This window comes from Arthrobacter sp. TJ-217 (assembly GCF_058269255.1).
The window spans coordinates 217887-237082 of sequence record NZ_JBZCNJ010000004.1; the positions used below are offsets into that span (position 1 = coordinate 217887).

The following is a 19196-nucleotide window of genomic DNA, read 5'->3' on the forward strand; positions in this document are numbered from 1 at the left end:
GGGCGCCCTCCTCAGCGGACGCCCAGCACGACACTTCCGGCGAGTAGATAAGCGCTGCCGATACCGGCCCCGGCAATCACCACGGCAAACAGGAAGAGCCACACGGCTGATGGGATCCCGGTCCGTTCCTGGAGCAGGTGGGCGTCCGAGCCGAGCCGCCCCCGCCCACCGCGCCGGTGGAGCCTCACAACGTTCATCCAGTCCCGCAGCGACCCGACCAGGAGACCGAGCCCTCCGCTGAGCGTCACCCCGGCAACCACCGGTGGCGGGGCATAGGCCACAAGGAGGGATGCCGCGGCCGCTGCTGCTCCAGCGATGAGGAAGCCCTGGGCGTTGCGGATCAGGAGAACCAGCAGCAGCAGGACCACAGACCCGACGGACAGCGCCGCGGCGGACCAGCCCGATCCAGCCGCCCACACCAGAAGCACTCCGACGACCGCGGGCGCGGGGTATCCCCAAAAGCCCGTCCATACGGTCTTCCAGCCGGCGCGCCCCCAGCTCGTGGTTGTGCCCGACTGATCGAACCGCAACCGGATGCCGCTCACGCGCTGCAGGGTTGAGACCGCGGCAAAGGCGTGTCCAAGCTCGTGGACGACCGTGACGAATAGGCCCGAGTACCGCCACGCGGGCCGGGGCACCGTTGCGGCGAACGCCCCGCCCAGGATCAGCGCCAGGAAGGGCGGCGTCAGGACAGGCGGGGCGACGGCGACAAACGCTCCGGCGAAGGAATTCCACCACGCCTCACCAAAAGCGCTCACGGGCCCCAAGGCGTTGCGGCCGGTGCTGTGCCGGGCCGGCTTCCGGCGACGATGCCGAAGACAGGGGCGCTAGCCATCGAAGTGGGTTTTGACCGGCCCGTTGCCGGTCGAGGCCACGAGTGCGGCAGCGACATCGCGCAGCTTCATATTCCGCGAACTCGAGGCCGACTGCAGGATCTCGAACGCAGCCTCCTGGCTGCAGCGGTTCTGCCCCATGATGATCCCCACGGCAAGATCGATCGTCGTGCGGGAATCCATCGCCGCCTTGAGGTCTTTCGTTGAGTCGGTGAGCTTCGCGATGCGCACCGAGAGGCGCAGCGCCTTGGACGCCTCGTCGGCGAACTGTTCGGCTGCGGCGATGGCGTCGTCGTCGAACGCGTTCGGCTCCGTCGAGTACAGGTTCAGCCCCGCGCTCGCATCACCCTCGAGGAGAATCGGGACACCGAGGATCGAGTAGAGGCCGTGTTCCTGGATCGCCTCCCGGTATTCGGGAAAGCGGTTGTCTTCACGGACGTCCCGAACATGGACGAGCTTCTTCTCGCGTGCCGCCCGCAGGCACGGTCCATCCTCAAAGTTGTACTGGATCTCATCCATCTTCTGGGCATGTTCGCTGCTGCTGGCCACCGTGCCCGCACGCCGGTGGCGCAGGAGGGTCACGCCGCACAGCATTTCGCCGTTTTCTCCCTCGAGGGTTGCGGCAGCGAGCTTCACCAGCTCTGTCAGGAACTGTCCGACGTCGTCGCTGTCCAGCACCATGTCCTGCAGCAGGGAACTCATCTGCTCGTTTCGGATGCCGCTGTCGTTGCTAACCATGTATGGCCTCCGCGGAATCAGGGTCGTTTAACGTGAACGGGGAATACCGACACCTTACAGCCGGGCGCCCCGAAAACCGCGCGGCAGCCGTGATTCTTCCGCGCCGATTACTTGCCGGTCATCCTGCGCGCGATGCCGGTGACGCCGGCGAGCGTTTCCTCGAAGGTGGTGGACAGCGGAGAGAGTCCAAGGCGTATCCCCGAGGGATTGCGGTAGTCCGGGATGACCCCCTCGGCCCACAGCTCGGGAACCATCCCCTCGAAGCTCGGGTGGTCGATGGTGATGTGTCCTCCACGCTCGCCCGGGGCAGCCGGCGAGGAGACAACAACACCGAAGCGGCCGAGGAGTGCCTCGACGGCCTCTGCGGCGAAGCCGGTCAGTGCCACGGACTTCTCGCGCACCGCAGCCATCCCCACCTCCTCAAGGAGTCCGATCATGTCCTGCAGCGCAAGCATTCCAACGATCGGCGGAGTGCCCGAGACGATCCGGCGGATCCCCGGCGCCGGCTCGTACGAGCTGCCCATGGCGAAGGGGTCCGCGCTGCCAAGCCAGCCCTGGATCGGCTGCTCGAAGTCATTGAGGTGCCGCGCCGCCACATATGCCCAGGCAGGAGCACCCGGTCCGCCGTTGAGGTACTTGTAGCTGCACCCGGCGGCGTAGTCCACGCCCCACGCATCGAGTTCAGCCGGGACCGACCCCACGGAGTGGCTCAGGTCCCACAGCACGCGGGCGCCAACGTCGTGGACCACGGCGGTGATGCCCGGAACGTCGGCCGCGTAGCCGGATCGGTAGGCGACATGGCTGAGGACCACCAGCGCGGTCTTTGGCCCGACGGCGCCTGCGACCGCCTGCACTGTTGCGCCGGCGTTGGGCGGTACATCCAGCCAGCGGATGGTCAGTGCCCGTTCCCGGGCGATGCCCTCCATGAGGAAGCGGTCGGTCGGGAAGTTCTCGCGGTCGATGACGATCTCCGTGCGGCCGGGGGCCGCTGCGACGGCGGCACGGGCGAGCTTGTACAGGAGCACGCTCGTTGAATCGGCGACGATGCACTGACCGGGCGCCGCGCCCAGGGCCACCGCGCCGAGCCGGTCACCGAGGCGCTGCGGCAGCTCCAGCCAGCCCTCGTCCCACCCCCGGATCAGGCGCCCGCCCCATTGGCTCCTGATGAACTCGGGCAGCGTGTCAAGGGTCGCCGCAAGGGGCCTGCCGAGCGAATTTCCGTCGAGGTAGGCAACGATGCCGTCGTCGTCATCGGCGACGAAACGCGAAACGTAGCCGGCAAGAGGATCCTTGGCGTCGAGTTCCCGGGTGCGGGCCAGCAGTTCTTCTTCGATCATCTGCCCAGTCTAGAGCGGGAGGCGCCGGTGTTTGCACCGCGTTTCCGCGCTTCGGCCCGGCTGCGCCGTCACCGCTCACCCTGCGCGTTCGGTGACCCAGCCGGTGAAGTGGGGGCGCCGGGCCTCGCCGGACCAGGCGACGACGTCGGTTCGAAGCTGCTCCGGCGAGTGCTGGTTTGGGGACTGCCGCAGGGCCACGGCGACCTTCCGGGGAAGCAGCACCGGTGTGGAGAAGTCGATGGCCCATTCGAGGATTCCGGGCGCTGACCCGGACCCGCTCGGCCGGGCCTGCTCGACCATCCGCGCCGCCAGGTACATCCCGTGCGCAATCGCACCCTTCATGCCGAGGGCGCGCCCCGAAGGAGCGCTGAGGTGGATGGGGTTCCAGTCCCCCGACACCGCCGCGTAACGGCGCCCGGCGTCGGAGCCGAGGTGCCATACGGCCGTCGGCGGCGGGGGCGTGAAGGGCCCGCCGGCCGGTGCCCCGTCAACACCGTTCGCGGAACCGGTGCCGCGGGCCAGGTAAGTTGAGCGGCCCGCCCAGACCGGCTCCCCGGCCACCGAGACCTCGGCGACGAGGTCCACCTGGGTCCCGGACCGGTGCGGCCGCAGGTTTTCGGCGAACGCCGTCACGTCGAGGCGCTCGGCGGCGTCAATGGGGCGCTGCTGCTTCACGGCGTTCCCGAGGTGCACGAGTCCCAGCAGCGGCAGCGGGAAGTCCTTCCGGGCCAGGACGCTCATCGCAACGGGAAACGCGAGGGTGTGGAGGTAGGAGGAGGGCAGGACGTCCCGCGCGGTGGTTCCGACCAGGTGCTGATACGCGGTCAGGTGCGCCGGATCGACCGAAATCCCGGCGGAGGTGTGGCGGGCTGCGGGAAGGACAAGCGCCAGCCGGACGCCGGTGAGCTTCCGCCGGGCGGCGAGCAGGGCCGCCCGGCGGTACAGGTCGGGAAGCGCGGGCACGCCGGCGAGGGCGACGTCGCTCATGCGCCGACCAGGTTCTGCCCGCAAACGCGGATCACCTGCCCGTTGATTCCGGCGGCGGGGCCGGATGCGAGGAAGGCGATCGTCTCGGCGACGTCCACCGGCTGCCCTCCCTGCTGCAGGCTGCTGAGCCGGCGGGCCACCTCCCGGGTGAGCAGGGGAATTTTCGCCGTCATCTCGGTCTCGATGAAACCCGGAGCCACGGCGTTGATGGTCCGTCCTCCGCCGTCGATCCCCGCGGCCGTGGCCCGGACCATGCCGATCACGCCGGCCTTCGAGGCGGCGTAGTTGCTCTGCCCCCGGTTCCCCGCGATGCCGCTGGTCGAGGCGAGGCTGATGATCCTTCCGTCGGCAGCGAACGTGTCCGATGCGAGGAGTTCCTCGTTGATGCGCAGCTGGGAGGAGATGTTGACCGCCGTGACGGAGTTCCAGCGTGCCTCGTCCATGTTGGCCAGCAGCTTGTCACGGGTGATGCCGGCGTTGTGAACGAGGATATCCAGTGACCCGTACCGTTCACTGACATGTTTCAGGATCCGGGACGCTGCGTCCTGCTCGGTGATGTCGACCTGCAGGGCCGTGCCGTTGACGCTGTTGGCGACGGCCGCGAGCTGCTCCCCGGCGGCGGGAACATCGACAACGACCACCCGCGCGCCGTCCCGGTGAAGCACCTCGGCGATCTTGGCGCCGATCCCCCGGGCAGCGCCCGTGACCACGGCCGTCCTGCCGGCCAGGGGCAGCACCGGATCGTGCGCCTCCGTACCCGGAACCGGGGCCACGGCGATGAACTGCCCGTCGACGTACGCGCTCCTGGCGGACAGCAGGAAGCGCAGGGCCGCAAGGGCGCTGCCGGAATCGGCTGCCGCCCCCGCGGTGAGGACGATGCCGTTGGCTGTAGCCCCCGACCGGAGCTCCCGGGCGACGGACCGCAGCGCCCCGTCGACGCCCTGGCGGGCGGCGGCGACGGCGGGCTCGGACGATTCCGCTGCGGGCCTGGACACGGTGATGACGCGGCCACAGGGAAGCAATTGCCGCAGGGCGGCGCCCAGCGTGAGCATTGGGCCGGCCAGGTCCTCGGGCCGCGAGGCCTCATCGAGGACCACGACGACGGCGCCGAACTTGTCCGAGGGTGCGGCATGGCGGCGCACGTCAAGGTTCCACTCAAGGGCGGCGCGGGATACTGCGTCAGCCCCGGCGCCGCTGCCGAGCACCAGGAGCGGCCCCTCAAGCAGGGGCGCGCCGGGTGTGTGGCGGCGCAGGACCGCGGGGCGGGGAAGGCCGAGGGCCTTCGCAGCGCGTCCGGGAAGCGGGGAGTTGATGAGGTTGAGGTAGTTGTCCGCCACGGTCAGCGTGCCTCGAGGATGGCGATGACGCCCTGCCCGCCGGCGGCGCACACGGAGACAAGACCCAGGCCCGAGCCCTTCTCGGCGAGCGACTTCGCCAACGACGCCACGATGCGCCCGCCGGTCGCGGCGAACGGGTGGCCTGCCGCGAGCGATGAGCCGTGGACGTTGAGCCGGCTCCGGTCGATCTTGCCCAGTGCTCCGTCCAGGCCGAGCTGGTTGCGCCCGAACTCCTCGCTCTCCCAAGCGGCGAGCGAGCTCAGGACGGTGGCGGCGAAGGCTTCGTGGATCTCGAAGAAGTCGAAGGCGTCGAAATTCAGGCCGTTGCGCTTGAGCAGCCGGGGCATCGCGTAAACGGGGGCCATGAGCAGGCCCTCCTTGCCGTTGACGAAGTCAACGGCGGCGGCCTCGGCGTCGACGATGTTGGCGAGCATCGGCAGGTTGTTCTCGCGGGCGTAGTCCTCGGATCCGAGGAGCACCACCGAGGCGCCGTCGGTGAGCGGGGTGGAGTTGCCTGCCGTCATAGTGGCGGGGGTGCTGAGGCTGTTGCCGAACACCGGCTTCAGGGAGGCGAGCTTTTCGAGGGAGGTGTCGGGCCGGAGGTTGGCGTCGCGGGTCAGGCCCCGGTAGGGGGTGAGCAGGTCGGAGAAGAACCCGCTTTCGTAGGCGGCGGCGAGGTTCCGGTGGCTGCTCAGGGCAAGTTCATCCTGAGCCTCCCGGCTGATCTTCCAGGCGGCGGTGGTCAGCGCCTGGTGCTCTCCCATCGACAGGCCGGTGCGTGGCTCTGCCGTTGTGGGGGCGGTGGGTGCCAGATCCTTCGGGCGCAGCCTGCTGACGGCGGCAAGCTTCTGCTGGGGCGTCTTCGCCCGGGAAAGGTCGAGCAGCACCCGGCGGAACCGTTCGCTCACGACGATCGGCGCGTCCGATGCGGAGTCGACGCCGCCTGCGATTCCGGATTCGATCTGGCCCAGCTTGATCTTGTTGGCCAGCCCGACGACGGTCTCGAGCCCTGTGGCACAGGCCTGCTGCAGGTCATAGGCGGGAGTCTCCGGTGAAAGCGAGGAACCCAGCACCGCCTCACGGGTGAGGTTGAAGTCGCGCGAGTGCTTCAGCACCGCTCCGGCGGCCACCTCGCCGATCCGCTGCCCCTGGAGCCCGAACCGGGCAACAAGGCCGTCGAGGGCCGCGGTGAGCATGTCCTGGTTCGAGGAGTGGGCGTAGGCTCCCCCGGCCCGTGCGAAGGGAATGCGGTTGCCGCCGATGACTACCGCTTTGCGGACCGTGCTTGAGGTGCGGGTTTCCCCGGCCTGATCTGACATTGGAGGCTCTCCTGGATGGGCGGGCTGATTACCGATACCAAGCGTACCTGATACGCTGAGTATCATGAACTCTTCCCCCCTACTTTCCGGGGCTCGAACCGACACCGCGCCTCCCGCGGACGGCCGGTCAAGCCGCTGGGAGGAGCACCGGGCCGAACGGCGCCGCGCGCTGATCAGCACGGCGCGCCGCGCCGTCGACACGCTGGGACACGGGGCGTCGATGGAGGACATCGCCGCTGCCGCGGACACCTCCAAATCCGTCTACTACCGCTACTTCGGGGACAAGACCGGCCTGCAGCAGGCGATGGCCGAAGTGGTGCTCAGCCAGATGCAGCAGAAGGTGCTCGCCGCCGCACGTCAGGCCAGGACGCCGCGGCAGGGCCTGCGGTCAATGGTGTCGGCGTACCTCCAGATGGCTTCGACTTCCCCCAACGTCTACGCGTTCGTGACCCGGGTGGGCGCAGCCGACCCTGCAGCAGGCTCCGATCCCGCGGCCGGGGCCGGCCCCGGGACGGACCCGAACGGCGCGGGACGAACCCCCGATCCGTTGACCCACTTCCTCGAGGCGGTCACGGAGATGCTCGCCGCTCCAATGAAGGCCTACCTCCGGTCCGCTCCGCACGCAGCGGTGGATCCGGCGCTCGCCTACTGGCCCCGGGCGGCGATCGGGATGATCCGGGCAGCCGGTGAGCTCTGGCTCTCCCAGCCCCCATCACCGGACAAGCCGACCGAGGACCAGCTTGCCGAACAGCTCACCAACTGGCTGTTCGACGGCATCAGCCACCAGGTGCCCGCCGTGCGCACCGACGACCCCGCCACTTCACCACCCGTTTCATCCGCAAAGGACAAGTCATGACACAGACAGTGACCCGCCCGACCCTGAAGGTCCCTGCGGCGCCCGCGATCGCCGACAACGACCAGGCGGTCATCGACGCCGCAGTGCTCGGGGAGCTTCTCCTTGGCAAGTGGGCAGCGGTACGCCGTGTCGCGCGCGACCTCGCCGGGCGACCTGAGGTGCACAAAATCGAAGGGCTCACCCACACCGAGCACCGCAAGCGCTGCTTCGACCAGATGCACTACCTCGTGCAGCACAAAGCCATTCATCGGGCGTTCCCCACCGAACTCGGCGGGGATGACGACCACGGCGGCAACATTGCCGGGTTCGAAGAGCTCGTGGTGGCGGATCCCTCGCTGCAGATCAAGGCCGGTGTGCAGTGGGGCCTGTTCGGGGCCGCCGTGCTGCACCTGGGCACCGAGGAACACCACAAGGCGTGGCTGCCCGGCATCATGAACATGGACATCCCGGGTTGCTTCGCGATGACGGAGACGGGCCACGGCTCGGACGTCGCGAGCATCGCCACGACCGCCGTGTACAACCCGGCCGACGAAACCTTTGTCCTCTCGACGCCCTTCCGGGCGGCCTGGAAGGACTACATCGGCAACGCGGCGGTGGACGGGCGGGCCGCCGTCGTCTTCGCCCAGCTGATCACCTCGGGCGTCAACCACGGCGTCCATGCCTTCTACGTTGAACTGCGCGGCCCAGACGGCGCCTTCCTGCCGGGAATCGGCGGCGAGGACGACGGCATCAAGGGCGGCCTGAACGGCATCGACAACGGCCGGCTCCACTTCGACGGGGTCAAGGTGCCGCGCGCCAACCTGCTGAACCGCTACGGAAGCGTTGCTGCCGACGGGACCTACAGCTCCCCCATCGCCTCCCCGGGACGCCGGTTCTTCACGATGCTCGGCACCCTCGTCCAGGGAAGGGTCTCCCTCGACGGCGCCGCCGTGGCCGTCAGCAAGCTGGCGCTCAAGGCCGCCATCACCTACTCCTCCGAGCGCCGGCAGTTCAACGCCGCCTCCGACCTCGAAGAGGAGGTCATCCTCGACTACCAGCGGCACCAGCGGCGCCTGCTTCCGCGCCTCGCCGCGACCTACGCCGCCTCCTTCGCCCACGAGGAACTGCTCGAGAAGCTCGACGGCGTCTTCTCCGGAGCGCACGACACCGACGAGGACCGCCAGGACCTGGAAACCCTCGCCGCCGCCTACAAGCCGCTGTCCACCTGGCTCGCCCTCGATACGCTCCAGGAGTGCAGGGAGGCCTGCGGCGGGGCCGGCTTCCTCACCGAGAACCGCTTCACCTCGCTGCGGGCGGACCTCGACATCTATGCGACCTTCGAAGGCGACAACAACGTGCTGCTGCAGCTGGTGGCCAAGCGCCTGCTCACCGACTACGCCAAAGAGTTCAAGGACATGGACTTCGGGGTGCTGGCCCGCTACGCCGTCACCCAGGTCGCCGGACGCACGGTCCACCGCTCGGGCCTGCGCCGTGCTGTCCAGACGGTTGTCGACACCGGATCGGAGAAGAAGTCGGCGATCGCGCTGCGCGACGAGGCAACCCAGCACGGGCTGCTGGCCGACCGCGTCAGCACCATGGTGGGCGAGCTCGCCGGTGAACTGCGCGGAGCGAAGCGCATGCCCCAGGCGGAGGTCGCGGCCCTGTTCAACGAAAACCAGCACCAGCTGATCGAGACGGCGCGCGCACATGCCGAACTGCTCCAGTGGGAGGCGTTCACCCGCGCGGTCCACACCGTCGACGAGCCGGGAACCAAGCAGGTGCTCACCTGGGTGCGGGACCTGTTCGGGCTGTGCCTCATCGAAAAGAACCTGGCGTGGTACCTCATGAACGGACGGCTGTCGGCGCAGCGGGCCCGGACGCTCAGCGCCTACATCAACCGGCTGCTCGCGAAGATCCGGCCGCACGCGCTCGACCTCGTTGACGCGTTCGGCTACGGTCCCGAACACCTCCGCGCCCAGCTCGCAACAGGGGCCGAACGGCAGCGGCAGGAAGAGGCCGCCGCCTATGCCCGGGCCGCGCGGGCCGGCGGCGGGGCGCCCATCGACGAAAAGACGTTCCTCGCCCGGCGCGGCCAGGCCAGCTGACGGACGGCCCGCTGAACCACTCCCGTCGAGGGCGCACTAATGACCGGCCCAAGGGCGTTTGGGGCGTCGGTTGTGCGTCCTCGACGGGGATCAGAGGACGCTGCGGTAGACCTCGAGTGTTGTCTGGGCGATCGATCCCCACGCGAAGTGTTCCTCCGCGCGGGCACGCCCGGCCTCGCCCATGCGGCGGGCCCGGGCGGGGTCGGAAACCATTTCCGTCAGCGCCGCCGCGAAGTCGGTCACGAAACGCTCGGGATCAAGGGGAGTCCCCGTCCCGTCCGCAACCTGCTCGAGCGGGACAAGGGTTCCGGTGACCCCGTCGTCGACGACTTCCGGGATGCCTCCGGTGGCGCTGGCGACGACCGCTGCCCCGCATGCCATCGCCTCAAGGTTGACGATCCCCAGGGGCTCGTAGATTGACGGGCACGCGAAGGCTGTGGCGTGGCTGAGCACCTGGACCAGCTCACGCCGCGGCAGCATGCGTTCGATGAGAATCACCGAGCCGCGCTTTTCCTGAAGGTCGTTGATCAGCTTCTCGGTTTCGGCGGCCAGTCCCTTGGTGTCCGCCGCCCCGAGGACGAGGACGAGCTGGACCTCCGCCGGCAGCTTGGCTGCGGCGCGGAGCAGGTAGGGCACGCCCTTCTGGCGCGTGTTGCGGCCGACGAAAACCACGCTGGGGCGGTCGGGATCGATGCCCAGCGCCCGGACGGCGTCGTCATCCTCATCCCTCACCCACTCGCTGACGTCAATCCCGTTGTGGACTACGCGCACCCGCGCGGGGTCCACCTTCGGATAGCTGCGCAGGATGTCGTCCCGCATCCCCGCCGAAACCGCGATGACGGCCGCGGCGGCCTCGTAGGCGGTCTGCTCGACCCACGACGAAAGCGCGTATCCGCCGCCGAGCTGTTCGGCCTTCCATGGGCGCAGCGGCTCGAGGCTGTGCGCGCTGAGCACGTGGGGTATGCCGTGGAGCAGTGAGGCGAGGTGGCCAGCCATGTTCGCATACCAGGTATGGGAATGAACGAGGTCGGCGCCGCCGATATTCTCGAGCATCTCAAGGTCGGCGCCAAGGGTCTGCACCGCGGCGTTGGCCTCCGCCAACCCCTGCGGCACACCGTAACTGCGGACTTTCGCGCCGTGGTAGTCGGCCGGACGCTCGGCGCCGAAGCAGTGAACGTTGAGATCGACCTGCCCGGCCAGCACGCGGCTCAGTTCGGCAACGTGGACTCCCGCCCCGCCATAGATTTCTGGGGGAAATTCTTTTGAGACAATATCTACTCGCACCCCCCCAACGTAGTGCAGAGCGCCCAAGTCCTCTAGTGTGAGTTGAATTGGACCGACACGTTGAGCACTCAAGGAAGAGCAGGGGGTCACTCGTGGCACTGAAGAAAGTCCTAGCGGTTGTACTGGCAGGCGGCGAAGGAAAGCGGCTGATGCCGTTGACCGCCGACAGGGCCAAACCGGCCGTGCCGTTTGCCGGAAGTTACCGACTTATCGACTTCGCGCTCTCAAACCTCGTCAATTCCGGTTATCTTCAAATCGTGGTGTTGACCCAGTACAAGTCGCACAGCCTTGACCGCCACGTGTCGGAGACGTGGCGCATGTCCACCCAACTCCAGCAGTACATCGCCTCCGTCCCGGCCCAGCAGCGCCGCGGCAAGAGCTGGTTCCTCGGCAGCGCCAACGCCATCTACCAGTCCCTGAACCTGATCCATGACGCCCAGCCCGACATCGTCGTCGTCATCGGCGCCGACCACGTGTACCGGATGGACTTCGAACAGATGGTCAACGCGCACGTCGCCTCCGGCGCTTCGGTGAGCGTTGCGGCGGTGCGCCAGCCCATGAACCTGGTTGACCAGTTCGGCGTGATCGAAGTGGACCAGAACGACCGCGGGCGCATCGCCGCGTTCGTTGAGAAGCCCAAGTCGACGCCCGGGCTGCCCGACGACCCGAACAGCTTCCTTGCCTCGATGGGCAACTACGTGTTCACCGCCGACGCCCTGGTGAAGGCGCTCGAGGAGGACGCCGCCCGTCTTGACACCAAGCACGACATGGGCGGGGACATCATTCCCCACTTCGTGGAGCGCAACGACGCCGCGGTCTACGACTTTACGACGAACAACATCCCGGGTTCAACGGAGCGGGACCGCCAGTATTGGCGCGACGTCGGCACCATGGACTCCTACTACGACGCGAACATGGACCTCATCTCACCGCTGCCCCTGTTCAATCTCTACAACCTGCAGTGGCCGATCTACACTCGTCAGAGCGTCTCGCCCCCGGCGAAGTTCGTCCGCGGCGCAACGGGCCGCACCGGCGAAGCGCACGACTCGATCGTCTCGGCCGGTGCCGTGATCACCGGAGGCAGGGTCCAGGGTTCGGTGCTTGCGACAGACGTGTTCGTTGAGGAGGGCGCGGAAGTCACCGGGTCGGTCCTCATGGACAAGGTGGCGGTCGGTCCGGGCGCCATCGTGCGGCGGGCCATCGTGGACAAGAACGTGAGGATCCCGGCCGGAGCACGCATCGGCGTCGACCGGGAGCTCGACCTCAGCCGCGGGTATTTCGTCACCGACTCCGGACTGACCATCCTCAGCAAGGGCCAGACCGTACCGGCGGGCTAGCTCCTTCAGGCATTCGAGGCCGGTCCGCCGGTGGGCTCTGTGCGGGCCCACCGGCGGTCCCGGCCGGGGTTTACCATCTGCGGCGCTGGTTCAGGACGGCCGGGAAGGTGAATTCATTTTTCGCCCCATCCGATATCGAGCATCCGGAAAGAATGGCCGGCATTCAAGAAACCGGCACCTACACTTTCTCAATGGACATTGCGGGTGTGCGGATTCGCCGCGCGGTTGAGGACGACTGGCAGGACATTCGCCGGCTGCGGCTGGAAATGCTCGAAGATACCCCGTCGGCCTTTGTTGAGACTCTTGAAACCGCGCTGGGGCACGACCCGGAAGAATGGAAATTCCGGGGCCGCCGGGGTTCGGGCGGGGATTCCATAACCCTTGCCGCAATCGCCGGTTCCGGCCGTTGGGTGGGCACCATGGGTGCATACCTTCCGGCCGAAGAGCCCGCAGCGCTGCTTGTCGGCGTCTATGTGGCCCCTGCTTACCGGGGCCGTGAGTCCGGAGTGGCGGAAGGCCTCCTTTCGGGGATTGAACGGTGGGCCGCGCTCCGGTGCTCCAGGATCGCGCTGGAGGTGCACGAGGACAACCTGCGTGCACAGGCGTTCTACCGGCGCCGCGGCTATGCGCTGACGGGGACCACCCGCCCGTACGAGCTGAGCCCGGGTCAGCGGGAGCTTCAGATGGTCCGGGTGCTGGCCCCCGAGGGTCCGCTTCCCGGCTCGCCGCGCTGACCAGCGCCGCCGTCAAGAAGTCCCGCGCCCCTTCGCCACCCCCTGGGCTTTCCCGGGCCGGTTTGCTCGGGCCGGTTTGTTGAGGCGCCGGTGGATCAGCTGTTGCGCCCGCGGGCGGCGACCGACCAGCGTCCGACCACCGCGCCACCGCTGACGACTTCCACCTCGTCCACGAGGTTCATCGTGAGGCACACATGGTTCGGGACCACGCGCAGCCGGCGGCCCCGCGCCGGAAGCTCCTTCCCTTCCGGCCATTGAACCGTTGCGTGGTGCTCCGACAGCGCGGTGATCCGCGCCTCCGGGTGATCCAGCAGGCGCCCGTAGCCCGTGGCCCAGGCCGCCCTGTCGCTGCCGAGGACCTTGCTTCCGGTATCGAGGAGGAAGCGGCCGGGCTCTCCCCGCGTGCCCTTGTGGTGGCTGACCACCGTGCCGGCCACCGTCAGCGCTATGTCCTCCGGCGCACAGTTCCCCAGTTCCCACTGCTGCGCGTCGCCGAACACGTAGACGCCGGGGCGGAGTTCGGTGACTGTCGTCCCGCCGTGCAGGGTGGCGGTCGGCGTCGACCCGCCGCTGACATCGACAATGGCGAAGCCGGCAGCGCGCAGCGCCCCGGCTGCCTGCATCAGCGCCGCATCCTCCTCGCGCACCGCGGCGGCCGGCATGCCGGGAGCGTAGCTGTGGCCGGGGAACGTGAAGATTCCGGTGACCTCGAGCCCGGCCGCGGCCGCGGCGGATGCGACGGCCAGCGCATCGCCGGGGTCGACGCCGCTGCGGTGGTGGCCGCTGTCGATCTCGACGCGCACCGCAACGCCGCCTGCGTCCCGGCCGAGGTTCCGGCCCAGAACGAGCGCGCTTTCGGCCGAGTCGATCCCAACGGTGACGCGGGTGGTTTCCGCGAGCCTGCGCAGGCGGTCGGCCTGCCGCCGGTCCACCCACAGCGGATAACCGATGAAGATGTCCTCTACACCATGTGCGGCGAAGACCTCGGCTTCACCGATGGTCGCCACGGTCAGCCCTGCCGCCCCTGCGGCAAGCTGGCGGGCGGCTATTTCCGGAACCTTGTGGGTCTTCGCGTGTGGGCGGAGCGCCACTCCCCGGGCGCGGGTGGCAGCGCTCATTGCGGCGATGTTCCTCTCGAGCACGTCGACGTCGATCATCACCGCCGCGGGGGCGATCTCTTCGGGGATATTCATGCGATGAGCCTCCAAGCCGACATCCGTCGATTCTGCCACCCCATGGAGGCCGGGGGCCCGTACGGCGTCCGGCGGGGCGGGCCGCACGTGATTGAATAACCGGGTGTTAAACGAAAATCTGCGCCGGGACGAAGCCGCCGAGCGGTCAAGCCACATCCGGGTTGAGAGCTATGCCGTCACCCTCGACCTCGGTGGCGCGGAGGACGCCTCGGTCACCGGGTTCCCCAGCGAGTCGCTCATCGAGTTCAGCTGCTCCGAACCGGGAATGTCGACCTTCCTCGACTTCGTTCACGACGGCGTCGAAACAGTTCTGCTCAACGGGGACCCCCTCGACCCGGCGGCTGCCGTCGACGGCGCGCGCATCCACCTGCCACACCTGTCGGAGCACAACACGGTACTGGTGCGCGGCACCGCCAGCTACAGCCGCAGCGGCGAGGGAATGCACCGCTTCGTCGACCCCGCCGACGGGCTCACCTACCTCTACACCCAGTACGAGCCGGCCGATGCCCGGCGGGTGTTTGCCAACTTCGAGCAGCCGGACCTGAAGGCCTCATTCTCCTTCACCGTGCTCGCCCCCGAGGCCTGGACCGTCGCCTCGAACGCGGTTGCCTCCGCCGCGGAGCCCGCCGGAAACGGGACGCTCCGGTGGCGCTTCGCCCCCACCGAGCGCATCTCCACCTACATCACGACGGTCCTAGCCGGCCCCTACCACTATGTGAAGGACGCCTGGTCGCTTCCGGCGGCCAGTGACGGCGGCCGTCCTGAGATTCCACTGGGGCTGTACTGCCGCCGCTCCCTCGCGCCGTCCTTTGACCACGAGGCGATCTTCGACGTCACCAGGAAGGGCCTCGCCTTCTTCCACGACCTCTTCGACTACCCGTATCCGTTCGGCAAGTACGACCAGGCGTTCGTCCCCGAATACAACCTCGGCGCCATGGAGAACCCGGGGCTTGTCACGTTCACCGAAAACTACGTCTTCCGCTCCGCTGCAACCGCCGCACAGTACGAGGCCCGCGCCAACACGATCATGCATGAGATGGCCCACATGTGGTTCGGCGACCTCGTCACGATGACCTGGTGGGACGACCTGTGGCTCAAGGAGTCGTTCGCGGACTTCATGGGCACGCTCGCCGTCGCCGAAGCTACCCAGTGGAAGAGCTCGTGGGTCAGCTTCGCAAACAAGCGCAAGGCCTGGGCCTACGTGCAGGACCAGCTGCCCACCACCCACCCGATCGTTGCCGACATCGCCGACCTCGAAGCCGCGAAACAGAACTTCGACGGCATCACCTACGCCAAGGGCGCCTCGGTGCTCAAGCAGCTCGTCGCCTACGCCGGCTTCGATGCCTTCACCCGGGCCGCGCGGAACTACTTCGGCGCCCACGCCTTCGGCAACACCACCCTCGCCGACCTGCTGCATGAGCTCAGCGCCGCCTCCGGGCAGGACATGACGGCGTGGGCACGTTCCTGGCTGCAGACCTCGGGTGTTCCGGCGCTGAGCGCCGAGGTCGACGTCGACGGGAGCGGGCACTACACCTCCGTCTCCATCCGGCAGGACGCCCTCGACCCGGCCACCGGCAGCGAAGAACCGCGGCCGCACTCGATCCGGGTCGGCTTCTACTCGTTCGGCCCGGACGGGCAGCTGGCCCGCACCAGCGCCCACGAGGTGCAGCTTGCCGGTGCCACCACTGTCCTTCCGGAGCTGGCCGGGATGAAGCAGCCGGACCTTCTCCTCGTCAACGACGACGACCTGACGTACGCGAAGCTTCGTTTCGACGCCCGCTCGCTTGCAACGCTCCTGGCAGCGGTGGAGCGGATCACCGATCCGCTCGCACGGGCCGTGTGCCTCTCGGCGCTGTGGTCGAGCACCCGCGACGCCGACCTGAGCTCGCAGGACTACCTTGCGGCGGTGGAACTCGCGGCACCCGCCGAGACGGGGGTCGGGGTGCTGCAGGTGCTGCTGCAGAACGCGTCGACGGCAGTGGAGCGCTACACCCGGCCGGTGGCACGCCCCGGCATGCGTGAGCGGTATGCCCGCCTGCTTGAAGCCGGCCTGCGCGCCGCCGAGGAAGGCTCGGACATCCAGCTGGTCTGGGCGCGGGCACTGGCGGTGTGCGGCCGCACGAGTGCGTCGGCCGCCAAGACGGTCCGCGGCATGCTCGACGGTTCCGCCCCGGTGCCCGGGCTGGCCCTCGACGCGGAGCTGCGGTGGCTGCTGCTCTCCGCGCTGGCCGCGCAGAACCTGACGGGCGTCGACGAGCTTGAGGCCGAGCTTGCCCGCGACAACACCGCGTCGGGAAAGGTCGCGTTCACCCTGGCGTGCGCGGCCGTGCCCGACGCCGCGGTAAAGGAACTGGCGTGGCGGGAGGCCTTCTCCGGGACCCGCCTCTCGAACGAGCTGCTCAGCGCGACAATCGACGGGTTCTCCCTGGGCGGCACCGAGCTCACCTCCCCGTTCACGGCCCGCTACTTCGACGGCATCCGGGAGATCTGGTCGGCTCGGGGAATCGAGATGGCCACCCGGGTGGTGCGCGGGCTCTACCCCGGCAGCCAGGACCTCGACGGCGAGCCCCTGCAGCAACCGGTGGTGGAGCGCACCGACGCCTGGCTGGAAGCCAACACCGACGCCCCGGCGGCCCTGCGGCGCATCATCGTCGAGGAGCGCGACCAGCTGGTGCGCTCCCTCACGGCGCAGGCCTACGGCACCCGCTGAAGCCAGTCCTCCGTGCCGAATTTGGTCTCGACGAGTTCACCGGCACGCCGGAGGTCCTCGGCCGAGAGCACCGCATCCGTTGCTCCGTAGCGCTGCCGGAACGTGTCGATCAGGACGGCGATGATGTCCTCCCGGCTCAGCCCCGTCTGCCGGCGCAGCGGGTCGACGCGTTTCTTGGCGCTCTTCGTCCCCTTGTCCGACAGCTTCTCCTTGCCGATCCGCAGCACCTCAAGCATCTTGTCGGCGTCGATGTCGTAGCTCATCGTGACGTGGTGGAGCATTCCGCCGTTCGCGAGCCGTTTCTGTGCGGCGCCGCCGATCTTGCCGAGGTCCGTAGCGATGTCGTTGAGGGGCTGGTACCAGGCGGTGATGCCCATCTTCTTGAGGGCTTCCATCACCCAGTCGTCCAGGAAGGGATAGGAGTCGGCGAAGCTCATCCCGTCAACGAGGGTCTGCGGCACATAGAGGGAGTAGGTGATGGCGTTGCCGTGCTCCATGAACATCGCACCTCCCCCGCTGATGCGGCGGACCACCGTGACGCCGTGGCGCTCCACACCCTCTGGATCGACCTCGTTGCGCAGCGACTGGAAGCTGCCGATGACCACCGAGGGAGATTCCCACTCCCAGAAGCGCAGCGTCGGGTTGCGGGTGCCTGCGCCGACGTCGTGGGTCAGCACCTCATCCATGGCGACGTGCATGGCCGTGCTCAGCGGGGTCGGGGCGATGATCTCCCAGGCGTGGTCTGAGAAACCCGTGGCGCGGCCCAGGGCGCGCCGCACGGCTGTCGCTATGGCTTCGGGCGAGAATCCGAAGAGCTGCACCGACGGGTCGAGCCCCCTGCGCACCGCCTCCGCGAGGTCTCCCGCGCTTGTATCTGCGGGAAGGCCCTCAAGTGCGGCGTTGATATCGGCGAGGGCCTCATCCGGCTCAAGGAAGAAGTCACCGTTCACCGACACCCCGGAGAGGCGCCCATCACGCACCTCGAGGTCAACGGCCGTGAGCTTGCCTCCCGGGGTCTTGTATTCGCCGTGAAGGCGTCGCGGGCTGCCGGTGCTGGGGGTCATGTTCGTCTTCCTGAAGAGCCGGGCTTTAAGCGAGTGAAGCCACGCCGCAGATGGGGCGTGGCTTCACTGGAAAGCAGAGGAGCTGGGCGGTGCGCCCGTAATTACTTCTTGCCGAAGCCCTTGAAGCGGGCGTTGAAGCGCTCGACGCGTCCGGCGGAGTCCATGATCCGCTGCTTGCCCGTGTAGAAGGGGTGCGACTCGGAGGAGATTTCCACCTCGATCAGAGGGTACGTGTTTCCATCCTCCCACTCGACGGTCTTGTTCGAGCCGGCCGTCGACTTCGTCAGGAACGACTTGTCCGAAGCGAGGTCGCGGAAAACTACGGTTTGGTACTTGGGGTGGATATCAGACTTCACAGGAATACCTTCTCTGGTTGCCTGGATTTTGCCAGGCACTGGTGATTGAAAGTTAGGGCGGTCCGGGGACCAGCTATCCATCCTATCGTAACCCGGGCAGCTCCGCTAAAGGGGGCTGGGGTATGTCCACGGGCGCGCCCCACTGTGTGTACCGGGCGGAGAGTGTGGTCTGGATTTCGTTCTGGGAGCCTTGGAGGAACACTTCGGCAGGGCGGAAAAGATCGTCGAGCCACAGCTGGAACGAGGTCATCCGCACGCCCTGGAGTTCGGGACCTTGGCTGGCCGTGAGGCGGGTGTAGAGCATGCCCTCCCGGTCCGATGCGTAGTCGACCGAAAATTCGGCGGAACCGGACAGCAATGCCCTCAGGGCGGCCGGATCGGATGTGGCCGATGCCGCTTCAACGAGGACGGCCGCGTACCGTTCCTCCGGTCCGCCAGCGGGGTTGGCGGCTGCCCCGCCCTCCGCGGTGAGCAGGAACCCGGAGCCCCCGGTGACGAGGATCCGCACCCCGTACTGCTCGTTCACCAGATCGAGTCCGAAGTCCGGCGCGGTGCGGACCTCGGCTTCGTGCGTGCCTGCGGGCAGCCCAGTGGCATCGGTGGAGAGCACCTGGCGTGCCGTTTTGCCTTCGCGCATGGCCGCCTCGACACACGCGCCGGCCGGCTCCCCCGGCACGCGCTTGACCCGTTGCGGGGCGAGCAGCTCCCTGCAGGCCGCCTGCACCTCCGGCACCATCTGCTGCTGGCTCTGGGACAGCTTCACCGTGGGGCCAGGCTCGGCCGTGGCCGTTCCGGCTTTGGGGTCCGCCGAAGGCTTTGCCCCGGCGGTCGGCGCCGGTGGGTCACCGGGCGTCGGCGTCGGGATGGGAGCTGAGGAGGGCGGGGCCGGGGTCGGTGGGGCATTTGCGGCCGGTGCGGATCCGAGGGCGGCGGAACTCGCCGACGGCCGGGCCGGTTCCTCTAGTTGGCTTGCCAGCCGGCCGCAGCCTCCCAGCGCCAGGGCAACGGTGACCGACACCGCGGCTAC

The 19196-nt window shown here is 68.3% G+C and carries 16 protein-coding genes; 5 read left to right on the forward strand and 11 right to left on the reverse strand.

The annotated features are described in order from the left end of the window. Positions 1-11: 11 nt before the first annotated feature. The 6 genes from AC4D2R_RS09055 to AC4D2R_RS09080 form a co-directional block, all read right to left on the reverse strand. Positions 12-758, reverse strand: coding sequence for a M50 family metallopeptidase (locus AC4D2R_RS09055; RefSeq protein WP_490939472.1), 747 nt, complete (start codon positions 756-758; stop codon positions 12-14). A 69-nt stretch (positions 759-827) separates the two neighbouring features. After that, entirely contained in the window at positions 828-1571 is a 744-nt protein-coding gene (locus AC4D2R_RS09060) for a GAF and ANTAR domain-containing protein (RefSeq protein ID WP_490939474.1), read from the reverse strand. A 107-nt stretch (positions 1572-1678) separates the two neighbouring features. Then, a complete protein-coding gene (locus AC4D2R_RS09065; RefSeq protein WP_490939476.1) occupies positions 1679-2908 on the reverse strand; it encodes a kynureninase in 1230 nt (409 codons plus the stop codon). 75 nt (positions 2909-2983) lie between these two features. Continuing rightward, positions 2984-3895, reverse strand: coding sequence for a MaoC family dehydratase (locus AC4D2R_RS09070; protein ID WP_490939478.1), 912 nt, complete (start codon positions 3893-3895; stop codon positions 2984-2986). Next, positions 3892-5232 carry a 3-oxoacyl-ACP reductase gene (locus tag AC4D2R_RS09075; protein ID WP_490939480.1) on the reverse strand — a complete coding sequence of 447 codons (1341 nt, stop codon included), beginning with the start codon at positions 5230-5232 and terminating at the stop codon, positions 3892-3894. The genes AC4D2R_RS09070 and AC4D2R_RS09075 overlap by 4 nt, the downstream gene beginning before the upstream one ends. A gap of 2 nt (positions 5233-5234) precedes the next feature. Continuing rightward, the gene (locus AC4D2R_RS09080) at positions 5235-6551 is read right to left on the reverse strand and encodes an acetyl-CoA C-acetyltransferase (protein ID WP_490939482.1); all 1317 of its coding nucleotides are present in this window, start codon (positions 6549-6551) and stop codon (positions 5235-5237) included. Between the two features lie 64 nt (positions 6552-6615). Here AC4D2R_RS09080 and AC4D2R_RS09085 point away from each other — a divergent pair, with 64 nt between their 5' ends. Together AC4D2R_RS09085 and AC4D2R_RS09090 are read left to right on the forward strand one after the other, a co-directional pair. Continuing rightward, on the forward strand, positions 6616-7407 hold the full coding sequence (locus tag AC4D2R_RS09085) for a TetR family transcriptional regulator (protein ID WP_490939484.1): 792 nt from the start codon (positions 6616-6618) through the stop codon (positions 7405-7407). Continuing rightward, positions 7404-9491 (forward strand): acyl-CoA dehydrogenase family protein, encoded by a 2088-nt coding sequence (locus AC4D2R_RS09090; protein WP_490939486.1) that lies wholly within the window; start codon positions 7404-7406, stop codon positions 9489-9491. The genes AC4D2R_RS09085 and AC4D2R_RS09090 overlap by 4 nt, the downstream gene beginning before the upstream one ends. 90 nt (positions 9492-9581) lie before the next feature. On the opposite strand, the gene glgA is transcribed toward AC4D2R_RS09090, so the two are convergent. Then, positions 9582-10775 carry a glycogen synthase gene (glgA, locus tag AC4D2R_RS09095; protein ID WP_490939488.1) on the reverse strand — a complete coding sequence of 398 codons (1194 nt, stop codon included), beginning with the start codon at positions 10773-10775 and terminating at the stop codon, positions 9582-9584. 92 nt (positions 10776-10867) lie between these two features. Here glgA and glgC point away from each other — a divergent pair, with 92 nt between their 5' ends. Both glgC and AC4D2R_RS09105 read left to right on the forward strand, forming a co-directional pair. Next, positions 10868-12112, forward strand: a complete 1245-nt coding sequence (gene glgC / locus AC4D2R_RS09100; RefSeq protein WP_490900309.1) for a glucose-1-phosphate adenylyltransferase — start codon at positions 10868-10870, stop codon at positions 12110-12112. 191 nt (positions 12113-12303) lie between these two features. Next, on the forward strand, positions 12304-12846 hold the full coding sequence (locus tag AC4D2R_RS09105) for a GNAT family N-acetyltransferase (RefSeq protein ID WP_490939490.1): 543 nt from the start codon (positions 12304-12306) through the stop codon (positions 12844-12846). 95 nt (positions 12847-12941) lie between these two features. Here the strand turns inward: AC4D2R_RS09105 and AC4D2R_RS09110 are convergent, their stop codons facing one another. Continuing rightward, the gene (locus AC4D2R_RS09110) at positions 12942-14039 is read right to left on the reverse strand and encodes an alanine racemase (RefSeq protein ID WP_490939492.1); all 1098 of its coding nucleotides are present in this window, start codon (positions 14037-14039) and stop codon (positions 12942-12944) included. A gap of 103 nt (positions 14040-14142) precedes the next feature. Here AC4D2R_RS09110 and pepN point away from each other — a divergent pair, with 103 nt between their 5' ends. Then, a complete protein-coding gene (gene pepN, locus AC4D2R_RS09115; protein ID WP_490939494.1) occupies positions 14143-16749 on the forward strand; it encodes an aminopeptidase N in 2607 nt (868 codons plus the stop codon). Here the strand turns inward: pepN and lplAB are convergent. The 3 genes from lplAB to AC4D2R_RS09130 all read right to left on the reverse strand — a co-directional run bounded on the left by lplAB (position 16734) and on the right by AC4D2R_RS09130 (position 18932). Beyond that, positions 16734-17813, reverse strand: a complete 1080-nt coding sequence (gene lplAB, locus AC4D2R_RS09120; RefSeq protein WP_490939496.1) for a lipoate-protein ligase LplAB — start codon at positions 17811-17813, stop codon at positions 16734-16736. The genes pepN and lplAB overlap by 16 nt on opposite strands. A gap of 101 nt (positions 17814-17914) precedes the next feature. Further along, positions 17915-18169 (reverse strand): type B 50S ribosomal protein L31, encoded by a 255-nt coding sequence (locus tag AC4D2R_RS09125; RefSeq protein ID WP_490900314.1) that lies wholly within the window; start codon positions 18167-18169, stop codon positions 17915-17917. A gap of 82 nt (positions 18170-18251) precedes the next feature. Then, on the reverse strand, positions 18252-18932 hold the full coding sequence (locus AC4D2R_RS09130) for a hypothetical protein (protein ID WP_490939499.1): 681 nt from the start codon (positions 18930-18932) through the stop codon (positions 18252-18254). Positions 18933-19196 lie beyond the last annotated feature (264 nt).

What these genes read in the sequence shown, in the direction of transcription:
- AC4D2R_RS09105 (WP_490939490.1), top strand. Translation starts at nt 12,304, where the DNA reads ATGGACATTGCGGGTGTGCGGATTCGCCGCGCGGTTGAGGACGACTGG.
- lplAB (WP_490939496.1), bottom strand. Translation starts at nt 17,813, where the DNA reads ATGACCCCCAGCACCGGCAGCCCGCGACGCCTTCACGGCGAATACAAG.
- AC4D2R_RS09080 (WP_490939482.1), bottom strand. Translation starts at nt 6,551, where the DNA reads ATGTCAGATCAGGCCGGGGAAACCCGCACCTCAAGCACGGTCCGCAAA.
- AC4D2R_RS09065 (WP_490939476.1), bottom strand. Translation starts at nt 2,908, where the DNA reads ATGATCGAAGAAGAACTGCTGGCCCGCACCCGGGAACTCGACGCCAAG.
- AC4D2R_RS09085 (WP_490939484.1), top strand. Translation starts at nt 6,616, where the DNA reads ATGAACTCTTCCCCCCTACTTTCCGGGGCTCGAACCGACACCGCGCCT.
- AC4D2R_RS09090 (WP_490939486.1), top strand. Translation starts at nt 7,404, where the DNA reads ATGACACAGACAGTGACCCGCCCGACCCTGAAGGTCCCTGCGGCGCCC.
- AC4D2R_RS09110 (WP_490939492.1), bottom strand. Translation starts at nt 14,039, where the DNA reads ATGAATATCCCCGAAGAGATCGCCCCCGCGGCGGTGATGATCGACGTC.
- AC4D2R_RS09070 (WP_490939478.1), bottom strand. Translation starts at nt 3,895, where the DNA reads ATGAGCGACGTCGCCCTCGCCGGCGTGCCCGCGCTTCCCGACCTGTAC.
- AC4D2R_RS09060 (WP_490939474.1), bottom strand. Translation starts at nt 1,571, where the DNA reads ATGGTTAGCAACGACAGCGGCATCCGAAACGAGCAGATGAGTTCCCTG.